Genomic DNA, 20,650 nt, shown 5'->3' on the forward strand with positions numbered 1-20,650 from the left:
TGCGCGAGCAGACGCAAACTTCCCTAAAAGCACGGCGTGTCGGGTAATTTTGCGTCTGCTCGCGCTCATATGGCTCGCGCTCATAACTGGTGTTGTGGTGGGGCGGGCGGCAATTCGTATGGACCGGCCCCGCCGGGGAGCCGGTCGACGCCTGTTGCCCGCGGCGTGATCAGGTCGTCGGGCAGCCCGGCCAACACCGCCGCCATGTTGTAGGCGCTCATCCGAAGCTCTCCGTTGCTTCCGACGCGGGGATACTCCGAGTGGCCGTACGCTCGCTCGTGAACCTGGCCGTCTCCGTACCGCCCGCCCAGGGCCAAGCCCGTACTGGTGGACAACTCGGTCATTCCAGGCACATCCTGCGGTGCGTGACCGAACAGGCCGAACCCCGGAATCAGGTCGGCCACATGGTCATTGGCACCGATCAGGTAGTACGCATGCCCAGGTCGGACGCCCAGCTGCGCGGCGTCGCTCAGTTCGACGCCGGGAGAGCCGTATAAGACGACGTCGCTCACCGGCGCGCCCTGCTGCAACGCCAGGCTGGTCACCAGGGACCCGTAGGAGTGTCCGAACGCGGTGATGCGCTGGTCGCTGACATTGCTGGTAGCCGCCAACCCGTGGTAGAAGCTGTTCAGCGCAGCCGCGCTGCGACGCGCCAGCGCGACGTTGGTGACGTCGGTGAGGCTATCCGGTGCGTCATAGCCCAGCCACACCACCGATGCCACTGAGTCATATCCGGGCTTGCCCGCCAATCGGCGCAATTCGCTTGCCTTGTTACGTTGCGCCTCGGCCTCGCGCACCATCTGCCCGACGCTGGAGCTGGCGCGGGTGTTGAGGCCACCGACGGTAACACCGACGCATTCGGCGTCGTCGACGTCGCCGATAGCGATCGCCGCGAGCACTTTTCGTGGATGACCGGTATTCAACAAGATCAGTCGCGCGTCCGGCTGCCCGGCCAAAGCCTGCTGCAGCGCAGTCAGATCCGCGAGCTGATCCGGGTTGGTGTGCCAGCCGTCGGCGTTGAGCCAGCCGTTCTTCAGCCGTTCGATTTCGCGTTGCAGCACAGGCATATTGAGTTCGCCGCGGACATCGGCGGGTATGCCGTCGAGGTTGCGGATATCGTCACCGGACCGCTGCTTGACTTGATCCTGCTGAGCCGGAGTCAGGGAATGCCACCATCTGTTGACGACCGCGGGACTACTGCCCGGTGGTGGCGGCCGCGTGAGTTCGGTTGCGCTATGGCTGGTTTGGACATTCACCTGATCGGCGGACAGGTCCCCGTCGGCTCCGCGGATCGCGGCGGCAAGGTCCTCGTCGGCGCGTCGAGCGTCGGCCAGCAGGTCGGTAATGCTTTGCGTGAGATTGACCAGCGCTGCACAGATCCGGTTGCGCTCGACGGCCGGCATCCCGGGAATGTCCGCGGGTGGCAGGACGGTGCCAGTGGCATAGTCGAGGGTCAGGGCCTGCGCCTGGACGGTCTGGCTGATCGACGCAAGCCGCGACTTGATCGCGGTGATCTCCCCGATCGAGGTTTCCGCGGCCCGGGCCACCGCCTCGCACGCGTCGGCGTGGGTGTCGAGGATGACCGCGGTGCGGTGGATGGCCAGGTTGGCCGCGGCTGCGGTGTCACCTCCGAAGTCGACCAACCGCATGGTGTCGCGCAGCGCTGCGGACGCCACCCTTGTGCCGTGGGCACGTTTGATCGCGGCCTCGAACACGGCTGCGACCGCCCCCGGGTCCCAATGTTCGATGTCAGCCAAGCTCAGCGTCATCGCCAGGTTTCGCCACCGTCCTCGGTTCGGCCAGGGCCGCGGCGTTGCGTTGCTCCATTTGGCGGAATTCGGTGGCGGCGAAATGCATGCCGCAGGAATGTTCGCCAAAGCGTGCAATGTGGGTGGTGCTGTTGAGGGTCCACCGGTCCAGCAATTCCGACAACGCGTGCGCCGACGATCCCACCCAGCCCCGTCGGGCGTCCTCGGCCGCGCCGTGGCAAGACTGCTGCAAGGCCAGCAATGACTCGCCATGCTCGGCAAGCTCGTTGCCGATCCTGGCCAACGAGTCGGGAGTCGACCGCAACTGTTGCGGCATAACAACTCTCGGGTGCATCGCGCGGAGTATTGCACGCACCTACCGGGCGGGCTACTCACCACGGCGAGCAGACGCAAAATCCCCCAAAACCGGTGGGTTTCAGGGGATTTTGCGTCTGCTCGGCAGTCTAACTACGCGGCCGGCGGGCTTTGCGTTTGATGGCCACGCCGCCCCAGAAGGAGAAGCCGCGGATCTTCACCGTCGGTGCTCCGCGCACACCTTCGCCCAGAACCTTCCGGTCGAAGCCGCCCATCACACCGTGACCGTGGATCTCGACGTTGACCTCGGGCGGCAACAGGATGGTCTGCATACCCATGACCGAATACGCATGGATTTCGACCTCGGTCGACGTGAAGTCCGCGTAGCGCAGATCCAGCACCCCGCTGCCCCACAGTGTGAACGTGGTCAGCTTCTTGGGCACATTCCACCGGCCGCGCCGCTCGAACCCGCTCAGTAGGGCCAGCAGCAGGGTCGACGGTGCGGGGTTGGGTTTGCCGCCGCGGCGTTGGTTGATCGGCGCGCCCGGCAGGTCTGCGCGGAGCCGATCCAGTTCCTCGTAGGTGGTGGCGGCGTACGCCTTGGTCAGCCGGTCTTCGTAGTCGTTGAGCTGTAACCGACCCTGCTCGGCCGCATAACCCAGCAATTGCGCGAGCATGATGCGATCGGTGTCGCCCGCACGCGACTGTTCGTCACGCGCGTCCCTCGTATCACGTCGAGCGGAGTTGCTCATCACCCACGAGCGTACGACGTCCAGGTCGCAGGGCAAGTGGGTTCGCTAAACTGCAACCTGCGTGCCACATTTCGCCTGGTCACGATGGGTTGAGGGGCGCCGGGCGGTCTGACCGCCATTGTCAGCTGCTGCCATTGTCAGCTGAGGAAGCCGCCCAGCTCGGGGGCCGCTTTTGCAAGAACGCGAGCATTCCTTCGCGGGCTTCGTCGGAGACGAACAGCCGCGCTGACTCCTGGGTGAGGCGTTCGGCGTCCCGGTCGAAACCTTCCAACAGCGCCGCCGTGGTGAGGGCCTTCGAAGCCGCCAGGCCCTGCGGTGACCCTTTGCCGACGTCGGCGACGAGGCTGGCCACCGCGGCGTCCACGTCGTCGGCCGCCATGGTGATCAGTCCGATCTCGGCCGCGATCCGCGCGTCGAATGTCTCGCCGGTCAGGTAATAGCGCGACGCGGCCCGCGACGACATCTTGGGCAGCAGTGTCAGCGAGATGATCGCCGGTGCGACGCCGATCCGAGCCTCGGTAAGCGCGAAGGTGCTGCGCGGACCGCCGACCACCATGTCGCAGGCCCCGACCAGTCCGAACCCGCCGGCCCGGACGTGGCCGTTGATAGCGCCGATGACCGGCAGCGGCAATTCGACGATGGCGCGTAACAACGCGGTCATCTCCCGGGCCCGCGCCACGGCGGCGTCGTACACGTCCCCACCGCCGGCCTCGCTCAAGTCCGCGCCGGCGCAGAACGTGCCGCCGGTATGTCCCAGCACCACCACCCGCACCGCCGGGTCCGACGCGGCGTCGCGCAACCCCTGGTGCAGTTGCGTGAGCAGCGCGGTGGAAATCGCGTTGCGATTGTGCGGCGAGTTCAGCGTCAGCCGCGCGACCGGCCCGCCGCATTCGGCCGGGCCGGCATACTCAACGACCGTCTCCATCAGTAGCTTCGGGGCAGGCCCAGCGACGTCTGCGCGACGAAGTTCAGCACCATTTCCCGGCTGATCGGCGCGATTCGTCCCAGCCGGGCCGACGTCATCATGGCGGCCACGCCGTATTCCTTGGTCAGCCCGTTGCCGCCCATCGACTGCACGGCCTGATCGACGGCACGATTAGCCGCTTCGGCGGCAGCGTATTTGGCCATGTTGGCGGCTTCGGCAGCCCCCACGTCGTCGCCGCTGTCGTACAGCGTCGCCGCCTTCTGCATCATCAGCTTGGCCAGTTCGACCTCGATGTGGCACTGCGCCAACGGATGTGACAGGCCCTGGTGTGCGCCGATCGGGGTGGACCAGACCTGGCGGGTTTTGACGTAGTCGACGGCCTTGCTCAGCGCGAAGCGTCCCATGCCGACCGAGCTGGCCGCACCCATGATGCGCTCGGGGTTCAAGCCCGCGAAAAGCTGTGCGATGGCAGCGTCTTCGGCCCCGACCAGCGCGTCGGAGGGCAGTCGCACGTCGTCGATGAACACCTGGAATTGGCGCTCGGGACTGATCAGCTCCATCTCGATCGGCGTGTAGGTGAAGCCCGGCGCGTCGGTGGGCACCACGAACAAGGCCGGGCGCAGCTTCCCGGTCTTGGCCTCTTCGGTGCGGGCCACCACCAGCACCGCCTGGGCCTGGTCGATTCCGGAGATGAAAACCTTCTGGCCCTTGAGGATCCAGTCGCTGCCGTCGCGACGGGCGGTCGTGATGATCTTGTGCGAGTTGGAACCGGCGTCGGGCTCGGTGATCGCGAACGCCATGGTGAGCGAGCCGTCGGCGATGGCCGGGATCCAGCGCTTCTTCTGCTCCTCGGTACCGAACTTGCTGATAATGGTGCCGTTGATGGCCGGCGACACCACCATCAGCAGCAATGCGCTACCCGCGGCCGCCATCTCCTCCATCACCAGTGACAACTCGTACATTCCCGCGCCGCCACCCCCGTACTCCTCCGGCAGGTTCACTCCCAAGAAGCCGAGCTTTCCTGCCTCCGACCACAATTCGTCGGTGTGCTGGTGGGCGCGTGCTTTCTGCAGGTAGTACTCGCTGCCGTAGTTGGAGGCCCACTCGGATACCGCCTTGCGCAGCGCCCGGCGCTCCTCACTTTCGATGAAGCTGGTGTCGACCATTACGAATCTCCTTCTGCGTCAGGCGCTTCCACTCGCGCGAGAACGGCGCCGACTTCCACTTGCTGGCCGGTGCTGACGTTGAGTTGGGCAAGGACGCCGTCGCTCGGCGCGGTGATGGTGTGCTCCATCTTCATTGCCTCGAGCCAGATCAGCGGCTGACCGGCGGTGACGGCATCGCCGACGTCAGCGCCGAGCCGGATGACGTTGCCCGGCATCGGCGCCACCAAAGATCCTTGCTCGACGGCCGAACCCCCCTCCGGGAAGCGTGGCAGCGCGACCAGGTGGACGGGCCCGCGGGGCGAATCGACGTAGACGTCTTGGTCATACGGTGCGACCAGGAAGCGGTAGGCCACCCCGTCGGTGGCCAACACCACCTGGTCGGGCGCCAGCGAGACCAGGTGTACCGCTGGATCGTCGGGCAGCGCTAATCCCGTTCTGTTGAACCGATACTGGACTTGATGCTCGGAGTCGGTGTCGTCGCGGTAGGTCTTGACCTGATAGCCCGACGCCAGGTTCCGCCAGCCGCCGGGAATTGAACCGAACGCTGTTGCATTCGCGCGGTTACGTGCGGCGTCGGCAAGCGCCGCGGCGATAGCGGACAATCGCACCGTCTCCGGGTCCGCCAGCGGCGCGGACAGCTCTGCCAGCCCATGCGTGTCGAAAAATGCTGTGTCCGTGGCGCCGTCGAGAAAGGCCGGATGCCGCAGCACGTTAACCAGCAACTCGCGGTTGGTGCGCAGGCCGTGCAGGCGGGCGCGGGCCAGCGCGTCGGCCAGCACGAGTGCCGACTGACGGCGGGCGGGCGCATAAGAGATGACCTTGGCCAGCATCGGGTCGTAGTGGATCGACACCGTCGAGCCGTCGACAATGCCGGAATCCAGCCGGATCCCGGTCCGGCGGCCCAGCGCAGAAAATTCGGCGGCAACGGACGGCACGTCGATGGTGTGCACCAGCCCCGCCTGGGGCTGCCAGCCGTGCGCCGGATCCTCGGCATACAGCCGGGCTTCGATCGAATAGCCTTGGGCGGCAGGAGGTTCGGCGTCAAGCCGACCGCCAGCGGCGACCAAAAGCTGCAGTTCGACCAGGTCGACCCCGGTGGTTTCCTCGGTCACCGGGTGCTCGACCTGCAGGCGGGTGTTCATCTCCAGGAAGTAGAACTCGCCGTCGTCATCGGCCAGAAACTCCACGGTCCCCGCGCCGGTGTAGCCGATGGCGCCGGCTGCCAGCCGGGCCGCGTCGAAGAGCTTGGCGCGCATGCCCGGCACCCGATCCACCAACGGTGACGGTGCCTCCTCGATGATCTTCTGGTGGCGACGCTGGATCGAGCATTCGCGTTCGCCGACCGCCCAGACGGTGCCGTGGGCGTCGGCCATGACCTGGACCTCGACGTGGTGACCGGTGGGCAAGTAGCGCTCGCAGAACACCGTCGGGTCCCCGAAAGCGGACTGGGCTTCACGCCGCGCCGCCGCGACCTCGCCAGGCAGCGTGGACAATTCGCGAACCACCCGCATGCCGCGGCCGCCACCGCCGGCCGAAGCCTTGACCAGGACCGGCAGCTGCGCTTCGGTCACGGTATCGGGGTCCAGTTCGTCGAGCACCGGGACGCCCGCCGCGGCCATCAGCTTCTTGGACTCGATCTTGGAGCCCATCGCCCGCACCGCGTCCACCGGCGGCCCCACCCAGGTGAGGCCGGCCTCCTGTACCGCCGCTGCGAATTCGGCGTTCTCCGAGAGGAATCCGTATCCGGGGTGTATCGCGTCGGCGCCGGCGGCCTGCGCGGCAGCGATGATCGCCCCAGCGTTCAGATAGTCGTTGACCTTCGGCAGCCGCACCCGGGCGTCGGCTACGCCGACGTGGGGCGCGTCGGCGTCCGGATCGGTATAGACGGCGACCGTACCCAGGCCCAGCCGCCGGCACGTGGCGAACACCCGCCGGGCGATCTCACCCCGGTTGGCAACCAGCACTCGAGTGATCATGGGGCTCACATCCGGAAGACGCCGAAGTTCGACGTCCCCTTGATCGGGCCATTCGCGATGGCGGACAAGCACATTCCCAACACGATGCGGGTGTCGCGCGGGTCGATCACCCCGTCGTCGTAAAGCATCCCGGACAGCACCATCGGCAGCGACTCGGCTTCGATCTGGCCCTCTACCGCGGCACGCATCGCAGCGTCCGCCGCCTCGTCGACCTGTTGGCCGCGAGCCTCGGCGGCCGCCCGGGCCACGATCGACAGCACCCCGGAGAGCTGCGCGCCGCCCATCACCGCGGATTTGGCGCTCGGCCAGGCGAACAGGAACCGCGGCTCGTAGGCGCGCCCGCACATGCCGTAGTGGCCGGCCCCGTAGGACGCGCCGATGATCAGGGAGATGTGCGGGACGGTCGAATTCGACACCGCGTTGATCATCATCGAGCCGTGCTTGATCATCCCGCCTTCCTCGTAATCCTTACCCACCATGTAGCCGGTGGTGTTATGCAGGAACAACAGTGGTGTGTCGAAGCGGTTGGCCAGCTGGATGAATTGGGTTGCCTTCTGCGACTCTTCGCTGAACAGCACGCCACGCGCGTTGGCCAGGATGCCGACCGGATAGCCGTGCAGCTGGGCCCATCCGGTCACCAGTGAGGACCCGTACATCGGCTTGAATTCGTCGAATTCGGAGCCGTCGACAATGCGGGCGATCACCTCCCGCGGGTCGAACGGGATGCGCAGGTCGGCCGGGACGATGCCGATCAGCTCCTCGGCGTCGAACAGCGGCTCGGTCACCGGCTTGGGCGCAGGTCCCTGCTTCCGCCAGTTCAGCCGGGCCACGATGCGACGGCCGATCCGTAAGGCGTCCAATTCGTCGACGGCGAAGTAGTCGGCCAAACCCGATATGCGGGCGTGCATTTCGGCACCACCCAGTGATTCGTCGTCGGACTCTTCACCGGTGGCCATCTTCACCAGCGGTGGACCGGCCAGGAACACCTTGGAGCGTTCCTTGATCATCACGACGTGGTCCGACATGCCCGGCACGTAGGCTCCGCCGGCCGTGGAGTTGCCGAACACCAGCGCGATGGTGGGGATGCCCGCGGCCGACAGCCGGGTGAGGTCGCGGAACATCTGACCGCCGGGGACGAAAATTTCCTTCTGGGTGGGCAGGTCGGCGCCGCCGGATTCCACCAGCGAGATCACCGGCAACCGATTCTGCATTGCGATTTGCTTGGCGCGCAGTATCTTTCGCAGGGTCCACGGGTTGCTGGTGCCGCCTTTGACGGTGGGATCGTTTGCGACGATCATGCATTCCACGCCGGACACCGCGCCGATCCCGGTGACCAGGCTGGCACCGACGGTGAACGCGCTGCCGTAGGCCGCCAGCGGGCTCAGCTCCAGGAATGGCGAATCCGGGTCGACGAGCAGCTCGATGCGTTCCCGGGCAGTCATCTTGCCGCGAGCATGATGGCGCTCGACGTACTTGGGCCCGCCGCCGCCCAGCGCTTTGGCCAGCTCGGCGTCGATCTCGTCGAGGCGTGCGGTCGCCGCCGCAGCGGCTTGGGCGAAGCCGTCGGCGTTCGGGTCCAGCGTCGACTGCAGGACGGTCATGACCACCGCCGACGATGCAGAACGAAGAGATGAGGAGGAGGCGGTGAAATCACGATTGGTATCCCAGAAGTTTGGCGGCCAGCGCGGTCAGGATCTCGGTGGTGCCGCCGCCGATGCCCAGGATTCGCATGTCCCGATATTGACGTTCGACTTCCGATTCGGCCATGTAGCCCATGCCGCCGAACAGCTGGACCGCTTGGTTGGCCACCCATTCGCCGGCTTCGACGGCCGTGTTCTTGGCGAAGCACACCTGCGGGATCAAGTTGGTTTCGCCCGCCAGCTGACGCTCCACCACACTGCGGGAGTAGACGCGTGCCACATCGATGCGGCGGGCCATCTCGGCGAGCGTGTTCTGCACGGCCTGTCGCGAAATCAGCGGCCGGCCGAACGTCTCCCGGTCGCGGCACCACTGCGCGGTGATGTCCAGGCAGCGCTGTGCGCTCGAATAGGCTTGGGCGGCAAGCCCGATGCGCTCCGAGACGAAGGCCTGGGCGATCTGAGCAAATCCCGAGTTCTCGTCGCCGACAATGTTTTCCGCGGGCACCCGGACATCGGTGTAGGACAGTTCGGCGGTGTCCGACGACCGCCAACCCATCTTGTCCAGCTTGCGGGTTACTTCAAAGCCCGGCGTGCCCTTGTCGACCACCAGCAGCGACACCCCGGCTGCGCCAGGGCCACCCGTGCGCACCGCGGTCACCACGTAGTCGGCGCGGACACCAGATGTGATGTAGGTCTTGGCCCCGTTGACGATGTAATGGTCGCCGTCGCGCACGGCGGTGGTCCGCAGGTGCCCGACGTCCGAACCGCCGCCGGGTTCGGTGATGGCCAGGGCGCCGATCTTCTCGCCGGCCAGCGTCGGGCGCACATAGGTGTCGATCTGTCGCTGGTCGCCGGAAGCGATCATGTGCGGCACCGCGATGCCGCAGGTGAACAACGACGCGAACACCCCTCCGGGCGCGCCGGACTGGTGCATCTCCTCACAGATCACTACGGCATCGGCACCGTCTCCGCCGCCGCCGCCGACGGCTTCCGGGAAGTTGGCGCCCAGCAGGCCGGCCGCCCCGGCGCGCCGGTGCAACTCGCGCGGCAGGTTGCCGGTGCGTTCCCACTCGTCGATGTTGGGCAAGATTTCCCGTTCGGCGAACGAGCGCACGGTCTTTCGCAATTGCTCGCGCTCCGGTGTGGTCCAGATGCTCACAGCAGCCTCTCCGGTATGTCGACGTGGCGGCTGCGCAGCCATTCGCCCAGCCCCTTGGCTTGTGGGTCGAATCGCGCCTGGTATGCGACGCCCTCACCGAGTATTCCCTCGATGACGAAGTTCATTGCCCGCAGCTTGGGCAGCAGGTGACGGGTGACCTGCAGATCGGCCGTCTCGGGCAGCAGTTGCTTGAGCAGTTCGACACTCAGCGTGTTGGCCAGCCAGCGCCACTGCGCGTCGGAGCGTACCCATACGCCGACGTTGGCCGACCCGCCCTTGTCGCCGCTGCGTGCACCGGCGATCAGGCCGAGCGGCGCGCGCCGGGTCGGACCGTCCGGCAGCGGGTCCGGCAACGGCGGGGGATCGGCGGGTGCCAGCTCCAAAGTCTCTGACGCGCAGGGAATTTCGATGCGAGTGCCGTCGGCGTGTACCGCGACGTGCGACACCTGGGCGGCATCGACGTAGCCGGGCCGGAAGACGCCGTACACCTGCCCGTCACCAGGCGGCGCGGTGGAGGTGAACCCTGGATAACTGGCCAACGCCAATTCGACTGCCGCGGAGGAGAATTGGCGCCCCACGTTGGCGGGGTCCGGGTCGCGGGCCACACAGCTCAACAACGCGCTGGCGGCTTCTTCGGTGTCGGCATCGGGGTGGTCGGTACGCGCCAGGGTCCACTGCAGCTCGGCGGGCTTGACGGTCAGACTGGATTCCAGCTGCCGTCGTACCAAGTCGGCCTTGGCTTCGATGTCCAGGCCGGTGAGCACGAAGGTCATGGAGTTGCGAAATCCGCCGATGCTGTTCAGCGACACCTTGAGCGTCGGCGGCGGCGGCTCGCCGACCACCCCGCTGACCCGCACCCGGTCGGGGCCGGCATCGGACAACTCGATGCTGTCCATCCGAGCCGTCACGTCGGGGTTGGCGTAGCGGGCGCCGGTGATCTCGTAGAGCAGCTGGGCGGTGACGGTGTCGACGGTGACCGCGCCACCGGTGCCGGGATTTTTGGTGATCACCGACGAACCGTCCGGGTAGACCTCGGCCAGCGGGAACCCCGGGTGGATCAGGTCAGGGATTTCGGTGAAAAAGGAAAAGTTGCCGCCGGTCGCTTGCGCCCCACATTCGATGATGTGGCCGGCGACCACGGCGCCGGCCAGCTGGTTGTAGTCGGTGCGGCCCCAACCGAAGTGCGCGGCTGCGGACCCGACGATCACCGAGGCGTCGGTGACCCGGCCGGTGACGACGACGTCGGCTCCGGCGTTGAGGCAGTCGGCGATCCCCCACCCGCCCAGGTAGGCATTGGCGGTCAAGGGCGTGCCGAGTCCCAGTTCGGCCGCCCTGGGCAGCAGGTCGTCGCCCTCGACGTGGGCTACCCGAGCCGGGATGCCCAGCCGTTGCGCCAGCGCGCGCACGGCCTCGGCAAGTCCGGCCGGGTTCAGTCCGCCGGCGTTGGCGACGATGCGCACTCCGCGGTCAACCGCTACGCCAAGGCACTCTTCGAGCTGGGTCAGGAAGGTCTTGGCGTAGCCGCGATCGGGGTGCTTCATCCGGTCGCGACCGAGGATCAGCATCGTCAGCTCGGCCAGATAATCGCCGGTGACGTAGTCCAGTTCGCCCCCGGTGAGCATCTCGTGCATCGCCGACAGCCGGTCGCCGTAGAAGCCCGAGCAGTTCCCGATTCGCACGGCACCAGACGATGGGGCCACGCGTCCTCCCTTCATTGGGACCAGCGGCGGCGGGAAACAAACCAACCAACCGGTAGGTGAGTCTAGCGAGATGCCCTCAGCAGCATGAACACCGGCACTCGCCAGCTAACCCACAACCACCAAAATCTCCGTTATGCGACATATGCACAAGTAACCCGCAATAATTTTGCTGTGGGTACCCGGGCGCCCGCACTACCTCGACCCTGGGAAGATGCGGTGTCCGGATGGACCACATGGCTTCGTGTTGCCGGGAAGCGCGACGGCACCATCAAGCTACGCCGCGATCACGTCCGATCTGTCGCCAGACGATCAGGTACCCGCCACCCAGGCGAGGTAACCCTCAACATGCTTGTCCGGCTGTGTTCGGAGCGACAGTGGTCCCGTGAGCACCGCAAAGGCGTCCGAGCCTCGCTCATCTCGTTCTACGACTGGGCCATCACCAATGGAATCGCCGATGCCAATCCGGCGCTGTTGCTGCCCGCGGTGGCGCCGGTGACTCCGCGGCCTCGGCCCGCGCCTGACGAAGTGTGGCTCGAGCTGCTAGCCGCCGCGCCGCCGCGGGAACGACTGATGGCGCGGCTGGCGGCCGAGGCCGGAATGCGGCGCGCCGAGGTCGCTGTGTGCCACTCCGGTGACCTGATGCACGACGGCGACGGGTGGGCGCTTCTGGTACACGGCAAAGGCGGACGGCAGCGCGTCGTCCCGATCATGCCCGATCTGGCCGCCGAAATCCGCAACTACTGCACCACACACGGGTACCTGTTTCCCGGCCAGATTGATGGCCACATCAGTCCCGGCTGGGTCGGCACAGTGATCAGCCAACTAATGCCCGACGGCTGGACCATGCACAAGCTGCGGCACCGTTACGCCACCCGCGGATATGCTGGCACCAAAGACATTCGCGCGCTGCAAGAAGCCCTAGGTCACGCCTCGGTCGCCACCACGCAGCGATATACCGCGGTGTCAGGGCGGGATGTTCGGTCGGTGGCTGAAGCGGCGGCCCACCGGTTTGACACGAAACCACTGCGGCAATGAGCATTGCGTCGCTACGCTGGACCGTCATGGGCGGCGAGGATGCCCGTTCGGACGACGAAACGATGGTCGGCGGGGCCGACGACGAGACGGTCGGCGTGCCCGGCGCCCCGGCAACCGAGCAGGTCGAGCTGGCGTGGTCTATCGACCACCCCGTCGTGGAGCTGGATGATCCGGAGGATCATCACACGGCCTCTTGGCGTCGAGTCGTCGTGATCGGCGCTGTGATCGTGGCCGCGGCGGCCGTGGTTGCTGGCGGCATCGCGTGGGCCGGACGGTATCACGAGCCCACCGCCGCACCGGCTTCGTCTACTGCCGCGAAACCAGTACCGGCACCCGCTGAGAAGCCGCCAGCATGGCACCTCAACGGCACCTACCGGGTCGACGTAAACAATCCAGAGGCGATCACCTACAACCGCGACGGTACCAGGGAGATTGGTTCTGACTCCCGCACCCCCGTCCGGAGTAGCTGGGTTGCGTTCAGGACGGACTGCGGACCCGCTGGATGCATAGCGCACTCGGTAATGCTGGATGACGTAACTCACCAGACCGCAAAGTTGGACGAGTCCGGCCACAAGATCAACCGACCACTCCGCTGGTACGGCACCGACTGGGAGTCGGCAGAAGGTGGGATTCACGGGGGCCACAACGTCTCACTGAAATGCGACACCACCAGCGGAGCCGACACAATGGAGATTTGGACAACTCTGTCACCTATGCCGGACGGTTCATTCCGGGGCACTTACCACGGATTGGTCATGACGAACGAGTGCGGAACCAGGCCGGGTAGCAGCCTCAAGCTTGAGGTGCCTTTGACCGCTGTACGTATCGGTGATGCACCACCCGGAGTATTCCAATGAGTCTAAGCCCCCGGCAAAGTCGGAAGTATTCTCGGCGATGGTTCATCAGCGGGTTGGTTGGCAAGCCGGGTGGATGCTCCCGGCCGGGGAACTGGCGCGAAGAATTGGGCACGAGCCGCAAGCCACTGCGACCGCGGATGTCACCGAGTTCATATAGCTTGACGTAATCACGCATACTCGGCCAACGACAAAAGCCGCCCCTCCGGATCATGGAGGGGCGGTTTGTGTTTCAGCCGACGTAGAACCAGGCCACGGCCAAGCCGAGGACGATGGTGGCGATCATCGCCGCATAGCCCGTGACGATCAACGTGGTGTCAGCCGGCCGCCGCATGGTCGGGGAGGTATTCGCAGCAGCCGCACCGGTTGGCATTCGTCGCGGGCATACGATGCGCGCGGATGGGTCATGGCGATGCTGTTGAGCCCGGCGGGCAGCGGGTAAAGCGGCGGGCGGGGCGGCAACTGTTTCGACATTTGGACGTAGTCGTGGTCGTTGGCGGTGTGCCCGCACACGCACACACTCATCGTTCGCCTCCACAAAAGGGTGAGATTGTGGTGCTGGGTGGCTGCGCTGCTGAACCGGCCCAGCACCGACCGGAGGGCCGCGATCACCGTCTGCGCGCGCGGACCTTGCTCTTCAGCCACCACCACTGCACCTGGACCCATTTACGGGGGCTCACGGCCCGCCAGTAGGTGGGGTTGAGCCAGTCGGGGTTTTGCCAACGCTCGGGCAGGAACGACACGATCAACACGACCAGGCATTGGGTGAGGATGAACCCGATGATCAGCCACAGGATGGCGGCTTCGCTTTGGGCGTGCCAGTCGATCACGGCAGCGGCGGCGGCAGTCCCGGCAGCCCGGCCGGCAGGGGCGGCGGCAGTTGCGGCGGTGGCGGCAGCGGCTCCTCCGGTTTCGGTGGCGGCGGCAAGTCTTGCGGCCCCGGCCTAGGTAGCGGCGGCATCTGCACACCCACGCCGGGCTGTTGCCACGGCGCGCTCGGATTATCCGGGAACCCCTCATCCGGGTCCACGAGCGCGCTCGTCGGCCCCGCCGGCGTCAAATGCCCCTCCCGGACGCAGAACGCTTTGCCCCGTTTGATCACCGCCGTCACGTCGATGTAGGAGTGCTGGTACACGCCGGGGGGGTTGGGTTGCGGCGCAACCGTGTTGTCCGGACAGCGCCACGAGCAGCCCTGCCCGCTGGCGCCGACGCCCTGGCCGCCGAACCCGCCGACCGAGAACGGCCCAGCCGGGGCGAGCCCGATGGCGCCGATGTTGATGTTGACGCCGCCGGATTCGCAGTGGTAGTGGGAGAGGTTGATTTCGGTGGGGCCGTCGCAGAATTGGCCGCTGGCATCGACGATGATGTTGACGTCGACGCCGGTGCCGACACCCGGGGGCTGGCACGGGTAGTTGAAGTAGTCGGCTCTCGCAGTGGCCGGGGTGTACAGGGCGAACGACGCCGCGGCAGCTAATAGCAAGGCTGCCAACACAATTAGACGACGTTTCACGTTGGCATTCCTTTCATCTGCCGCAAGTTGGGGCTGGGTACGCTTTCTGTTTGCGCTCATCGAGGGCTTTCAGCCGCTCATCGTTGATGGCGGTCATCTGATTCGAGTAGTCCTGCAGCGTGCCCTGCACCCACGCGCGGTACACCGGGTCACTGGTCGGCAGCGCCGCAATATTGGGCGGCGGGTTGATCAGCCGCTGTATCCACTGGGAATTGGCTTCGATCATCCGCCCGGACAGGGTGTCGGTTTCGTCGATCAACTTGGCGCGGTCTTGCAGGACTTGGTTGAATTCGGCTTGGCAGCGTTTCATTTCGGATGACAGTCCGACTTGCTGCACGGCGAAAAAGACCATGACGGCTACGCCGGCGATGATGCCCAGCGGCGCCAACTCCAGCTCGATACCCTGCTTCTTGAGCTTGAAGTAGTGCCAGGCGGCACCGGCGGCCATGCCGGCCAGGAAGTAGATCATGCGGCCGATGTCGAACAGGTCATACCACTGCTCGTGCATCACTCACCGCCTTCGGGGCGGGCGATCCGCGGCGGATGCTGCGGCCGCAGCTCACCACTGGCGTCCTCGATGAGCACCGGCAGGCCGCCGGTGGCCGTCTCCACAACATCTTTGGCGACCTCCGCGACGCCCTTGGCGACCTCCGCGACCGCTACCGCATGGTCGGCTTTCTGCTCAACCCGCACGGTGTTCTCGACACGTCTCTTCGATACCGAGACGCCGAGGTTGCTGACCCACAACCCGGTGAACGCGACCAGGATGGTCTTGAACAGGTCATCGCTGTGCTCATCGTTGATCTTGGCGATGTGAAAGCCGATGTAGGTGAAGAAGACCAGGAGCCACGCGACGGTGGCGAAGCCCCCGTTTTGCAGAAACGCCTGCCAGCGTGACGGCGACCCGTTGCTAATCATCGTGGCGCGGCTCGTGCGCGGCGGCCTGGATCGCCGCCTCCGGGTGCGGGGCCGCCGCCGACGGCCGCTTACGCGGTCTACGGGCGGCCTTGGGTGCGGTGCGCACCTGCAAGACGTCACCGGGTGCCGGCAGCGTGACAGCCAACTTCGACGCCGACGCCGGAATCTGACTCCCGGCCAACGCGAGCAGCAGACCGAGCAGGGCGCCGTTGCCGGCGCCGACCGCCACCCCCCACCCCGGAATCGACAACCCACCGCCCGTCGCGCTGCCCGCCGCACCCAAACCCCACGCAGACAACGCGCACGCGGCGGCGTAGTTGACGACCCGCGTGAGGGTGGCCTCCCAGAAACTGATGGTCAGGAATTCGCTAGCCATGGCGGTTGTGGCCCTTTCTCTCTAGCGGCGGAAGCCCGCCACGATGTCGTAGCCGACCTGCAAACCGGAGCGGCCCCCGAACTCGGGTTTGGGCGCGTAGTAGTCGCCGTGCACCGCAACACCGTTGATCTGGCCGAGCAGGTGGATCAGGGCGGGCAGGTTGGTCAGCACGCCTTTGATCGACAGGAACTCGATCAGCTTGGGGTCGGGCTGCTCGCGGGTGCCCAACATGCCGCCGATCAGGGAGCCGATCAGGTTGCCGGGCGCGCCCGTCGCGCTTGCCAGCAAGGGCACGGCGAGTCGGCTCCCGATGTCACCGCCGAGGAACGGTGCCACCAGGTTCAACAGTGCAGGGATGATGATCTGGGCGCAGTAGATGACGAACGGCAGCTCGGTTTCGGCGCGGATGAACCAGTCGTAGAACAGCGGCCGGATCTCGTCGTCGGCGCACGCGTAGAAGTCCGGTGTCGGGCTCTGGTTGGTGACGTCCCACACCAGAGCCTCGAGCCACGCCGGGTAGGTATCGCGGGAGATACCGGAGCCGGGCGGGTTATTGCCGACCCGTGTCGGGCCGGGCCGGCGGCCGGGGTCGCCGAACAAGACGAGGCCGTTGATGCGTGGCCGCAGCTGCCGGTACTTGCCGGGCTGCCCCTTAACGCCAGCGTGGGTCAGTGGCCCGTCGCCGTCGCCGAACAGCCGGTTCACCGCCTGCTTCATGCCGTCGGCAGATTGGCTGTATCCGAAGAACCAGAACTCGACGTCAGGGTTGTTGATGTCGGGGTTCTGCTGATCGAGCAGCCGCTCCAATTCGGTGTCCAGGGCGGTGATGACGTCGAGGTAGGACAGGTCGGGGTCGCCACCCATCAGGCCCATGTAGCCGCCGATCGGATACCCGACCGGCTGATGGTTCAGGTTCAGCCAATGCTTGCACAGCTCACCCAAATCGAACGGCGGCCCCACCCACCACGGCACACCACTACCGGGCGCGGTGTAGCACCAGATCGGGCGGTGCGGCAGCACGATTTTCAGGTCGGCCAGATCCTTGTCCGAGACGACGCCGTCCTGCTCCTGGCCGGTGCGCCGCTCGTACTCTTTCTGCCACGATTCGGCGCGCGGCCCGAACTCGCTGCCCGGGGCCAGCGGGCCGAGTGTGCGCGCGTAGGCGGGGAACATGGCCGCCATGACGTGCCGCCACTTAGCGACCACATCACCCTTGTCGCCGAGCTTGAGGCTCATGGCGTCGGCGCCTTGTGCGTGGAGACGTGGTTTCGCAGCCAGCACAGAATGTCGTTCGGCGTGCGCAGCTGACCCGCCGCTTTGCGTTGGTCGAGTTTGGCCGCCTCGGTGGGGTCGTTGCCGTTCTGCGGCCAGTCCCCGGACAGTTGTGCGCGGATCTCTTTCACGTCGGCGACGAGTTCGTCCCACTGCGCGCGAGTGATCGTGTCGGGCAAGGTGATGTCCTCCTGATCGGTGTCGGTGTCGGTGGTGGGCAGCAGCGCGAGTAGCCGGTCGCCCAGCGCTCGGGCCTGATCCCAGCGGGCCCGCCGGTCAGCGATGCCGTTCTGGCCGCCGTTGATCAACTGCGTGACGCCAACGATGTCGCCCTGATCGCACAGGGCGTTGATCGTCGGCCGGGCCACGACCCAATACCAGGCGGCGCCGATGCCGGCCCACTTCAGATCCGCCAGCGCTTTGGGGTTGGCGACGAAATAGTTCGGGTCGCTGATCAACCCTTGGGCGGCGGCCCACTTGCCGAACGCCGCATAGTTGGACTGCCAGGTGATCTGAATCCAGGTGCGGCCCTTGTACTTCCAGCGGTCCTGACTTTCGTCGCCGTCGGCGTATTCCTCGGTCGTGGCGTAGCCATCCGACTCGTGGCCGGTCTGGGCGAGGAACATCGCTATGCGGTTGACGTTCGTGCACTGCGCCGCGACCAACCCCGCTTGGATTGCGGGCAGGAGTTCGGCGGCTCGGTCTTCGTCGATGACGGGCACGGCGTCGTAGAGCACGGTGGCCGGGGTGTCGGCGGGCGCCGGGGCAGGTGTGGGCGCGGGCTGTGGTGTCCCGCCGCCGCGACGGTACGTCGAGAAGCCGTCGGCGCGCACGTGCGCGGCCAGCCACCGTGACAGCTCCCCTGCCTGCGCCAGCGGGTAGGTGCCGTAACCAAGCTGGTGGTGCATCTCGTCGATGGGGTCGTCCCAATCACCAGCCCAGAACATCCAGGGGTTGTAGAACGCCAGCAGTGCCCGTAGTTCGCGCATCTGGGCGTCGTGGAACGTGCCGCGCACCTGGAACGGGTGAGTGTCCCAGTTCAGGTCCATCGCCGTCGCGTTCAAATGGTTCGACGTCGACACCGAATTCGTCGGCGTATAGCACGCCGAGTCTGCGTCGCGCAGCGGCTCCACATAGGCGTGGTAGTCGGCGGCATACGCCAACATCAGCCGACCCGCATCATCGTTACGGACCTGCAGAGTGACGTCGGTGCCAGGAACCTGCTTCCACACCAGCAGCGGCGAATCCGGCTCGATACGCGGCGACGGCTCCCAGCCGTCTTCCGTGGCCATCAGTGCTGCCGCCACTTCTTGAAAAGCTCACTGATATCGACGATCTCGGATAGGCCGGGAATGTCCGGGTCCGCATCAATGACCTTGTCGATCACCTCACCGGCCAGCTCACCCACCTCAGGCAGCTTGATATTCGGCAGACTCGGCAACCCCTCAAAAGCCTTCTCCACAGCCACCTTCGACGCCGACGCCACAATCGTCGGCAGCATGGCCAGCAGTTTCTCGATGATGATCGGGGTGTACTTGTCGACCATCTCATCCAGCTTGGCTTGTGCCCATGGCCACACCTTCTCCTCGACTTGCTTCTCGGCCCACGGGGTGACCTTGTCGAACAGTTTGTTCGCGATCCCGGTGATGTCGAGGTGGTCGCCGACGGCTTTGCCGAGACTGTCCCAGATGGTCATGGTTGTCCTATCGGTGCGGTAACGTCGCCCTGGTTGGCGAGGAGCTGTCGGAAGGAATCGAACGTCATGCGGAAGCGCCCCCGTATCCCCCAGGAGGATGACCACGAGTTGAGGAACGTGAGCGTCTTCTGTTGGTAGTTGATTCCGAGTGCGAGGTATTCGTGGCCGCCGGCGAGGTCGCCGTCGGGGTCGACGAACCCGAACTGGTCAGGTGCGAACATCGCGTCGTGCCAGTCAGTTCCGACGATGACGGGTTGCGTTTGCAGGGTTTGGCAGAAGTGGTCGAACCCGAAACTGTGGGTGTAGGCGGTCAAATAGCCCAGCCGCACACCGGCTTTGCACACACCCAGCCCGGTTGATCCTGTGTCGACTGGCGGGTACGTGCCGTCGATGTTGTCCAATCCCGTTGCCACCGAATACAAGTCGATGGCCGCTTGCTCGTCGAGGTAGCGGCGCTTCGGGCGCGAGCGGGCGAAGAACGCGGTATTCAACAGCTGCGCCAACGCATTACCAGTACAAGACGAGAGCGAGCCCTGGTCCAACACCGGCGCATGATGGCTCCACAGCACCGACCGCGGCGCAACAGCTTTGCGAGCCGGGAAGTTCCGCGACCGCGGATCATGCTCGACTAACCGGCCAAGAGCAGGCAATCTATAACCACCTCAGGATTCGGTGCAGGATCCACGCGCGCACCGCGTAGCGAAGCACGACGTGGTCGGCTAGGGGGCATCCGCAGATCGGGCAGCGGGCCTCAGGCGGCAGGTCTGGCTCGCCATGTGCGGCCACAGTTCAGCGGTGGCCCTTCTTGCGGTGCGGGTAATGCCATGCGTGGAACAGGTATTCGAGGATCGCGCCTCCCAACGCTGAGGCGATCGCGACGACGGCGAATGCGGTTACCAGGTCGGCGATCATGGCCGCGGGTGGTGGCAGGCGTGGCCGTGCCGCCGCAGACAGCGGCGGATCAGGTGCTCGGGCATCTGGCTAGGTTTTGGTGGCGGCCTTTTCGTCGACTGCCTCGTTGTAGCCGACCACGAACCAGTACGTGAACGGGTAATTTTCCGGTGAGGTCTGCCCGAACGGCTTAGGTTCGACGTCGCCGCCGGCGGTCTCGATGTCCTGCAAAGCGGCGGCCCGGCCAGCGGCCTTACGTTCCTCGATGTCAACCTCGGTAATCATTGGTGAAATACCCTCTCTCACTTAGAGTTTGAACAGTTTGTTTGAGCCGTTGTCGATCACGATATTGATGTCGCCGCCGTTCGGGGTGACCGGCAACCCGGTTGCGGTGTCGTGGTAGCTGATGAGCGGCGAGGTCGCGGCCGAGCCGGTGTCTTTGTAGAACACGATCGCCTCGGACGGGTCTCCGGTGACCGCGGTGAATGAGAAATCGGCGGCGTCGGCGACGCCGAGGGTGGCGGTTTTACCGGTCAGCGCCGCCGAGGTGGCGACCCGCCCGGCCGAGGCGATATCCGACAGGAATTCGTGCGTGTCGATCGCCACCGTGTAGTCGGCGACGTCGACGAGTACCGCTTTGATGGTGTCGCCGGTCCAGTTGATTGCGCCCGTGAGGAATTTCTCGCGGGCTTTTCCGTACAGTGCGTTTGCCATTGT

23 protein-coding genes are annotated in these 20,650 nt (G+C 65.9%); 2 read left to right on the forward strand and 21 right to left on the reverse strand.

What is annotated here, in order from left to right; translation table 11 throughout:
* Positions 1–80 precede the first annotated feature (80 nt).
* From AC5Y2L_RS26800 to AC5Y2L_RS26840, 9 genes are all read right to left on the reverse strand, one after another.
* On the reverse strand, positions 81–1,769 hold the full coding sequence (locus AC5Y2L_RS26800; RefSeq protein WP_499937918.1) for an alpha/beta hydrolase: 1,689 nt from the start codon (positions 1,767–1,769) through the stop codon (positions 81–83).
* The gene (locus AC5Y2L_RS26805) at positions 1,750–2,103 is read right to left on the reverse strand and encodes a WXG100 family type VII secretion target (protein WP_499937919.1); all 354 of its coding nucleotides are present in this window, start codon (positions 2,101–2,103) and stop codon (positions 1,750–1,752) included. The genes AC5Y2L_RS26800 and AC5Y2L_RS26805 overlap by 20 nt, the downstream gene beginning before the upstream one ends.
* Before the next feature lie 109 nt (positions 2,104–2,212).
* Positions 2,213–2,815, reverse strand: a complete 603-nt coding sequence (locus AC5Y2L_RS26810; protein WP_499937920.1) for a DUF1707 SHOCT-like domain-containing protein — start codon at positions 2,813–2,815, stop codon at positions 2,213–2,215.
* A gap of 121 nt (positions 2,816–2,936) precedes the next feature.
* Entirely contained in the window at positions 2,937–3,740 is an 804-nt protein-coding gene (locus AC5Y2L_RS26815) for an enoyl-CoA hydratase family protein (RefSeq protein ID WP_499937921.1), read from the reverse strand.
* Positions 3,740–4,906 carry an acyl-CoA dehydrogenase family protein gene (locus AC5Y2L_RS26820; RefSeq protein ID WP_499937923.1) on the reverse strand — a complete coding sequence of 389 codons (1,167 nt, stop codon included), beginning with the start codon at positions 4,904–4,906 and terminating at the stop codon, positions 3,740–3,742. Before AC5Y2L_RS26820 ends, AC5Y2L_RS26815 begins: the two co-directional genes overlap by 1 nt.
* Positions 4,906–6,882 (reverse strand): acetyl/propionyl/methylcrotonyl-CoA carboxylase subunit alpha, encoded by a 1,977-nt coding sequence (locus AC5Y2L_RS26825; RefSeq protein WP_499937924.1) that lies wholly within the window; start codon positions 6,880–6,882, stop codon positions 4,906–4,908. The genes AC5Y2L_RS26820 and AC5Y2L_RS26825 overlap by 1 nt, the downstream gene beginning before the upstream one ends.
* A gap of 5 nt (positions 6,883–6,887) precedes the next feature.
* A complete protein-coding gene (locus tag AC5Y2L_RS26830; RefSeq protein ID WP_499937925.1) occupies positions 6,888–8,483 on the reverse strand; it encodes an acyl-CoA carboxylase subunit beta in 1,596 nt (531 codons plus the stop codon).
* A gap of 49 nt (positions 8,484–8,532) precedes the next feature.
* Entirely contained in the window at positions 8,533–9,681 is a 1,149-nt protein-coding gene (locus tag AC5Y2L_RS26835) for an acyl-CoA dehydrogenase family protein (protein ID WP_499937927.1), read from the reverse strand.
* A complete protein-coding gene (locus tag AC5Y2L_RS26840; RefSeq protein ID WP_499938089.1) occupies positions 9,678–11,360 on the reverse strand; it encodes an acyclic terpene utilization AtuA family protein in 1,683 nt (560 codons plus the stop codon). The genes AC5Y2L_RS26835 and AC5Y2L_RS26840 overlap by 4 nt, the downstream gene beginning before the upstream one ends.
* 366 nt (positions 11,361–11,726) lie before the next feature.
* On the opposite strand from AC5Y2L_RS26840, the gene AC5Y2L_RS26845 reads away from it, so the two are divergent.
* Together AC5Y2L_RS26845 and AC5Y2L_RS26850 are read left to right on the forward strand one after the other, a co-directional pair.
* Positions 11,727–12,416, forward strand: coding sequence for a tyrosine-type recombinase/integrase (locus AC5Y2L_RS26845; protein ID WP_499945306.1), 690 nt, complete (start codon positions 11,727–11,729; stop codon positions 12,414–12,416).
* Between the two features lie 26 nt (positions 12,417–12,442).
* Complete coding sequence (locus AC5Y2L_RS26850) at positions 12,443–13,273, forward strand: Rv2253/PknI dimerization domain-containing protein (protein ID WP_499945308.1); 831 nt, start codon at positions 12,443–12,445, stop codon at positions 13,271–13,273.
* A 605-nt stretch (positions 13,274–13,878) separates the two neighbouring features.
* Here AC5Y2L_RS26850 and AC5Y2L_RS26855 read toward each other — a convergent pair.
* The 12 genes from AC5Y2L_RS26855 to AC5Y2L_RS26910 all read right to left on the reverse strand — a co-directional run bounded on the left by AC5Y2L_RS26855 (position 13,879) and on the right by AC5Y2L_RS26910 (position 20,647).
* On the reverse strand, positions 13,879–14,100 hold the full coding sequence (locus AC5Y2L_RS26855; RefSeq protein WP_499945310.1) for a hypothetical protein: 222 nt from the start codon (positions 14,098–14,100) through the stop codon (positions 13,879–13,881).
* Positions 14,097–14,780, reverse strand: a complete 684-nt coding sequence (locus AC5Y2L_RS26860) for a hypothetical protein (protein WP_499945312.1) — start codon at positions 14,778–14,780, stop codon at positions 14,097–14,099. The genes AC5Y2L_RS26855 and AC5Y2L_RS26860 overlap by 4 nt, the downstream gene beginning before the upstream one ends.
* A 13-nt stretch (positions 14,781–14,793) precedes the next feature.
* On the reverse strand, positions 14,794–15,288 hold the full coding sequence (locus AC5Y2L_RS26865; RefSeq protein WP_499945313.1) for a hypothetical protein: 495 nt from the start codon (positions 15,286–15,288) through the stop codon (positions 14,794–14,796).
* Entirely contained in the window at positions 15,288–15,698 is a 411-nt protein-coding gene (locus AC5Y2L_RS26870) for a hypothetical protein (protein WP_499945315.1), read from the reverse strand. The genes AC5Y2L_RS26865 and AC5Y2L_RS26870 overlap by 1 nt, the downstream gene beginning before the upstream one ends.
* The gene (locus AC5Y2L_RS26875; RefSeq protein WP_499945317.1) at positions 15,691–16,074 is read right to left on the reverse strand and encodes a hypothetical protein; all 384 of its coding nucleotides are present in this window, start codon (positions 16,072–16,074) and stop codon (positions 15,691–15,693) included. The genes AC5Y2L_RS26870 and AC5Y2L_RS26875 overlap by 8 nt, the downstream gene beginning before the upstream one ends.
* Before the next feature lie 21 nt (positions 16,075–16,095).
* Positions 16,096–17,310 carry a peptidoglycan-binding protein gene (locus tag AC5Y2L_RS26880; RefSeq protein ID WP_499945319.1) on the reverse strand — a complete coding sequence of 405 codons (1,215 nt, stop codon included), beginning with the start codon at positions 17,308–17,310 and terminating at the stop codon, positions 16,096–16,098.
* A complete protein-coding gene (locus AC5Y2L_RS26885; protein ID WP_499945322.1) occupies positions 17,307–18,638 on the reverse strand; it encodes a glycoside hydrolase family 19 protein in 1,332 nt (443 codons plus the stop codon). The genes AC5Y2L_RS26880 and AC5Y2L_RS26885 overlap by 4 nt, the downstream gene beginning before the upstream one ends.
* On the reverse strand, positions 18,638–19,042 hold the full coding sequence (locus tag AC5Y2L_RS26890; protein ID WP_499945324.1) for a hypothetical protein: 405 nt from the start codon (positions 19,040–19,042) through the stop codon (positions 18,638–18,640). The genes AC5Y2L_RS26885 and AC5Y2L_RS26890 overlap by 1 nt, the downstream gene beginning before the upstream one ends.
* Positions 19,039–19,545 carry a hypothetical protein gene (locus AC5Y2L_RS26895; RefSeq protein WP_499945326.1) on the reverse strand — a complete coding sequence of 169 codons (507 nt, stop codon included), beginning with the start codon at positions 19,543–19,545 and terminating at the stop codon, positions 19,039–19,041. The genes AC5Y2L_RS26890 and AC5Y2L_RS26895 overlap by 4 nt, the downstream gene beginning before the upstream one ends.
* Before the next feature lie 286 nt (positions 19,546–19,831).
* Positions 19,832–19,954 carry a hypothetical protein gene (locus AC5Y2L_RS26900; RefSeq protein ID WP_499945328.1) on the reverse strand — a complete coding sequence of 41 codons (123 nt, stop codon included), beginning with the start codon at positions 19,952–19,954 and terminating at the stop codon, positions 19,832–19,834.
* A 69-nt stretch (positions 19,955–20,023) separates the two neighbouring features.
* A complete protein-coding gene (locus tag AC5Y2L_RS26905; RefSeq protein ID WP_499945330.1) occupies positions 20,024–20,218 on the reverse strand; it encodes a hypothetical protein in 195 nt (64 codons plus the stop codon).
* Between the two features lie 21 nt (positions 20,219–20,239).
* Positions 20,240–20,647, reverse strand: coding sequence for a hypothetical protein (locus AC5Y2L_RS26910; RefSeq protein WP_499945331.1), 408 nt, complete (start codon positions 20,645–20,647; stop codon positions 20,240–20,242).
* Between the last annotated feature and the right edge of the window lie 3 nt (positions 20,648–20,650).

It is taken from the genome of Mycobacterium sp. NGS66, assembly GCF_059812225.1.

Excerpts from the sequence above, each read along its gene's own strand:
- AC5Y2L_RS26880 (WP_499945319.1), bottom strand. The coding sequence starts at position 17,310 with ATGAGCCTCAAGCTCGGCGACAAGGGTGATGTGGTCGCTAAGTGGCGG.
- AC5Y2L_RS26905 (WP_499945330.1), bottom strand. The coding sequence starts at position 20,218 with ATGATTACCGAGGTTGACATCGAGGAACGTAAGGCCGCTGGCCGGGCC.
- AC5Y2L_RS26875 (WP_499945317.1), bottom strand. The coding sequence starts at position 16,074 with ATGGCTAGCGAATTCCTGACCATCAGTTTCTGGGAGGCCACCCTCACG.
- AC5Y2L_RS26885 (WP_499945322.1), bottom strand. The coding sequence starts at position 18,638 with ATGGCCACGGAAGACGGCTGGGAGCCGTCGCCGCGTATCGAGCCGGAT.
- AC5Y2L_RS26805 (WP_499937919.1), bottom strand. The coding sequence starts at position 2,103 with ATGCACCCGAGAGTTGTTATGCCGCAACAGTTGCGGTCGACTCCCGAC.
- AC5Y2L_RS26870 (WP_499945315.1), bottom strand. The coding sequence starts at position 15,698 with ATGATTAGCAACGGGTCGCCGTCACGCTGGCAGGCGTTTCTGCAAAAC.
- AC5Y2L_RS26900 (WP_499945328.1), bottom strand. The coding sequence starts at position 19,954 with ATGATCGCCGACCTGGTAACCGCATTCGCCGTCGTCGCGATCGCCTCA.
- AC5Y2L_RS26850 (WP_499945308.1), top strand. The coding sequence starts at position 12,443 with ATGGGCGGCGAGGATGCCCGTTCGGACGACGAAACGATGGTCGGCGGG.
- AC5Y2L_RS26800 (WP_499937918.1), bottom strand. The coding sequence starts at position 1,769 with ATGACGCTGAGCTTGGCTGACATCGAACATTGGGACCCGGGGGCGGTC.
- AC5Y2L_RS26865 (WP_499945313.1), bottom strand. The coding sequence starts at position 15,288 with ATGCACGAGCAGTGGTATGACCTGTTCGACATCGGCCGCATGATCTAC.
- AC5Y2L_RS26910 (WP_499945331.1), bottom strand. The coding sequence starts at position 20,647 with ATGGCAAACGCACTGTACGGAAAAGCCCGCGAGAAATTCCTCACGGGC.
- AC5Y2L_RS26890 (WP_499945324.1), bottom strand. The coding sequence starts at position 19,042 with ATGACCATCTGGGACAGTCTCGGCAAAGCCGTCGGCGACCACCTCGAC.
- AC5Y2L_RS26810 (WP_499937920.1), bottom strand. The coding sequence starts at position 2,815 with ATGAGCAACTCCGCTCGACGTGATACGAGGGACGCGCGTGACGAACAG.
- AC5Y2L_RS26820 (WP_499937923.1), bottom strand. The coding sequence starts at position 4,906 with ATGGTCGACACCAGCTTCATCGAAAGTGAGGAGCGCCGGGCGCTGCGC.
- AC5Y2L_RS26825 (WP_499937924.1), bottom strand. The coding sequence starts at position 6,882 with ATGATCACTCGAGTGCTGGTTGCCAACCGGGGTGAGATCGCCCGGCGG.
- AC5Y2L_RS26845 (WP_499945306.1), top strand. The coding sequence starts at position 11,727 with ATGCTTGTCCGGCTGTGTTCGGAGCGACAGTGGTCCCGTGAGCACCGC.
- AC5Y2L_RS26830 (WP_499937925.1), bottom strand. The coding sequence starts at position 8,483 with ATGACCGTCCTGCAGTCGACGCTGGACCCGAACGCCGACGGCTTCGCC.
- AC5Y2L_RS26815 (WP_499937921.1), bottom strand. The coding sequence starts at position 3,740 with ATGGAGACGGTCGTTGAGTATGCCGGCCCGGCCGAATGCGGCGGGCCG.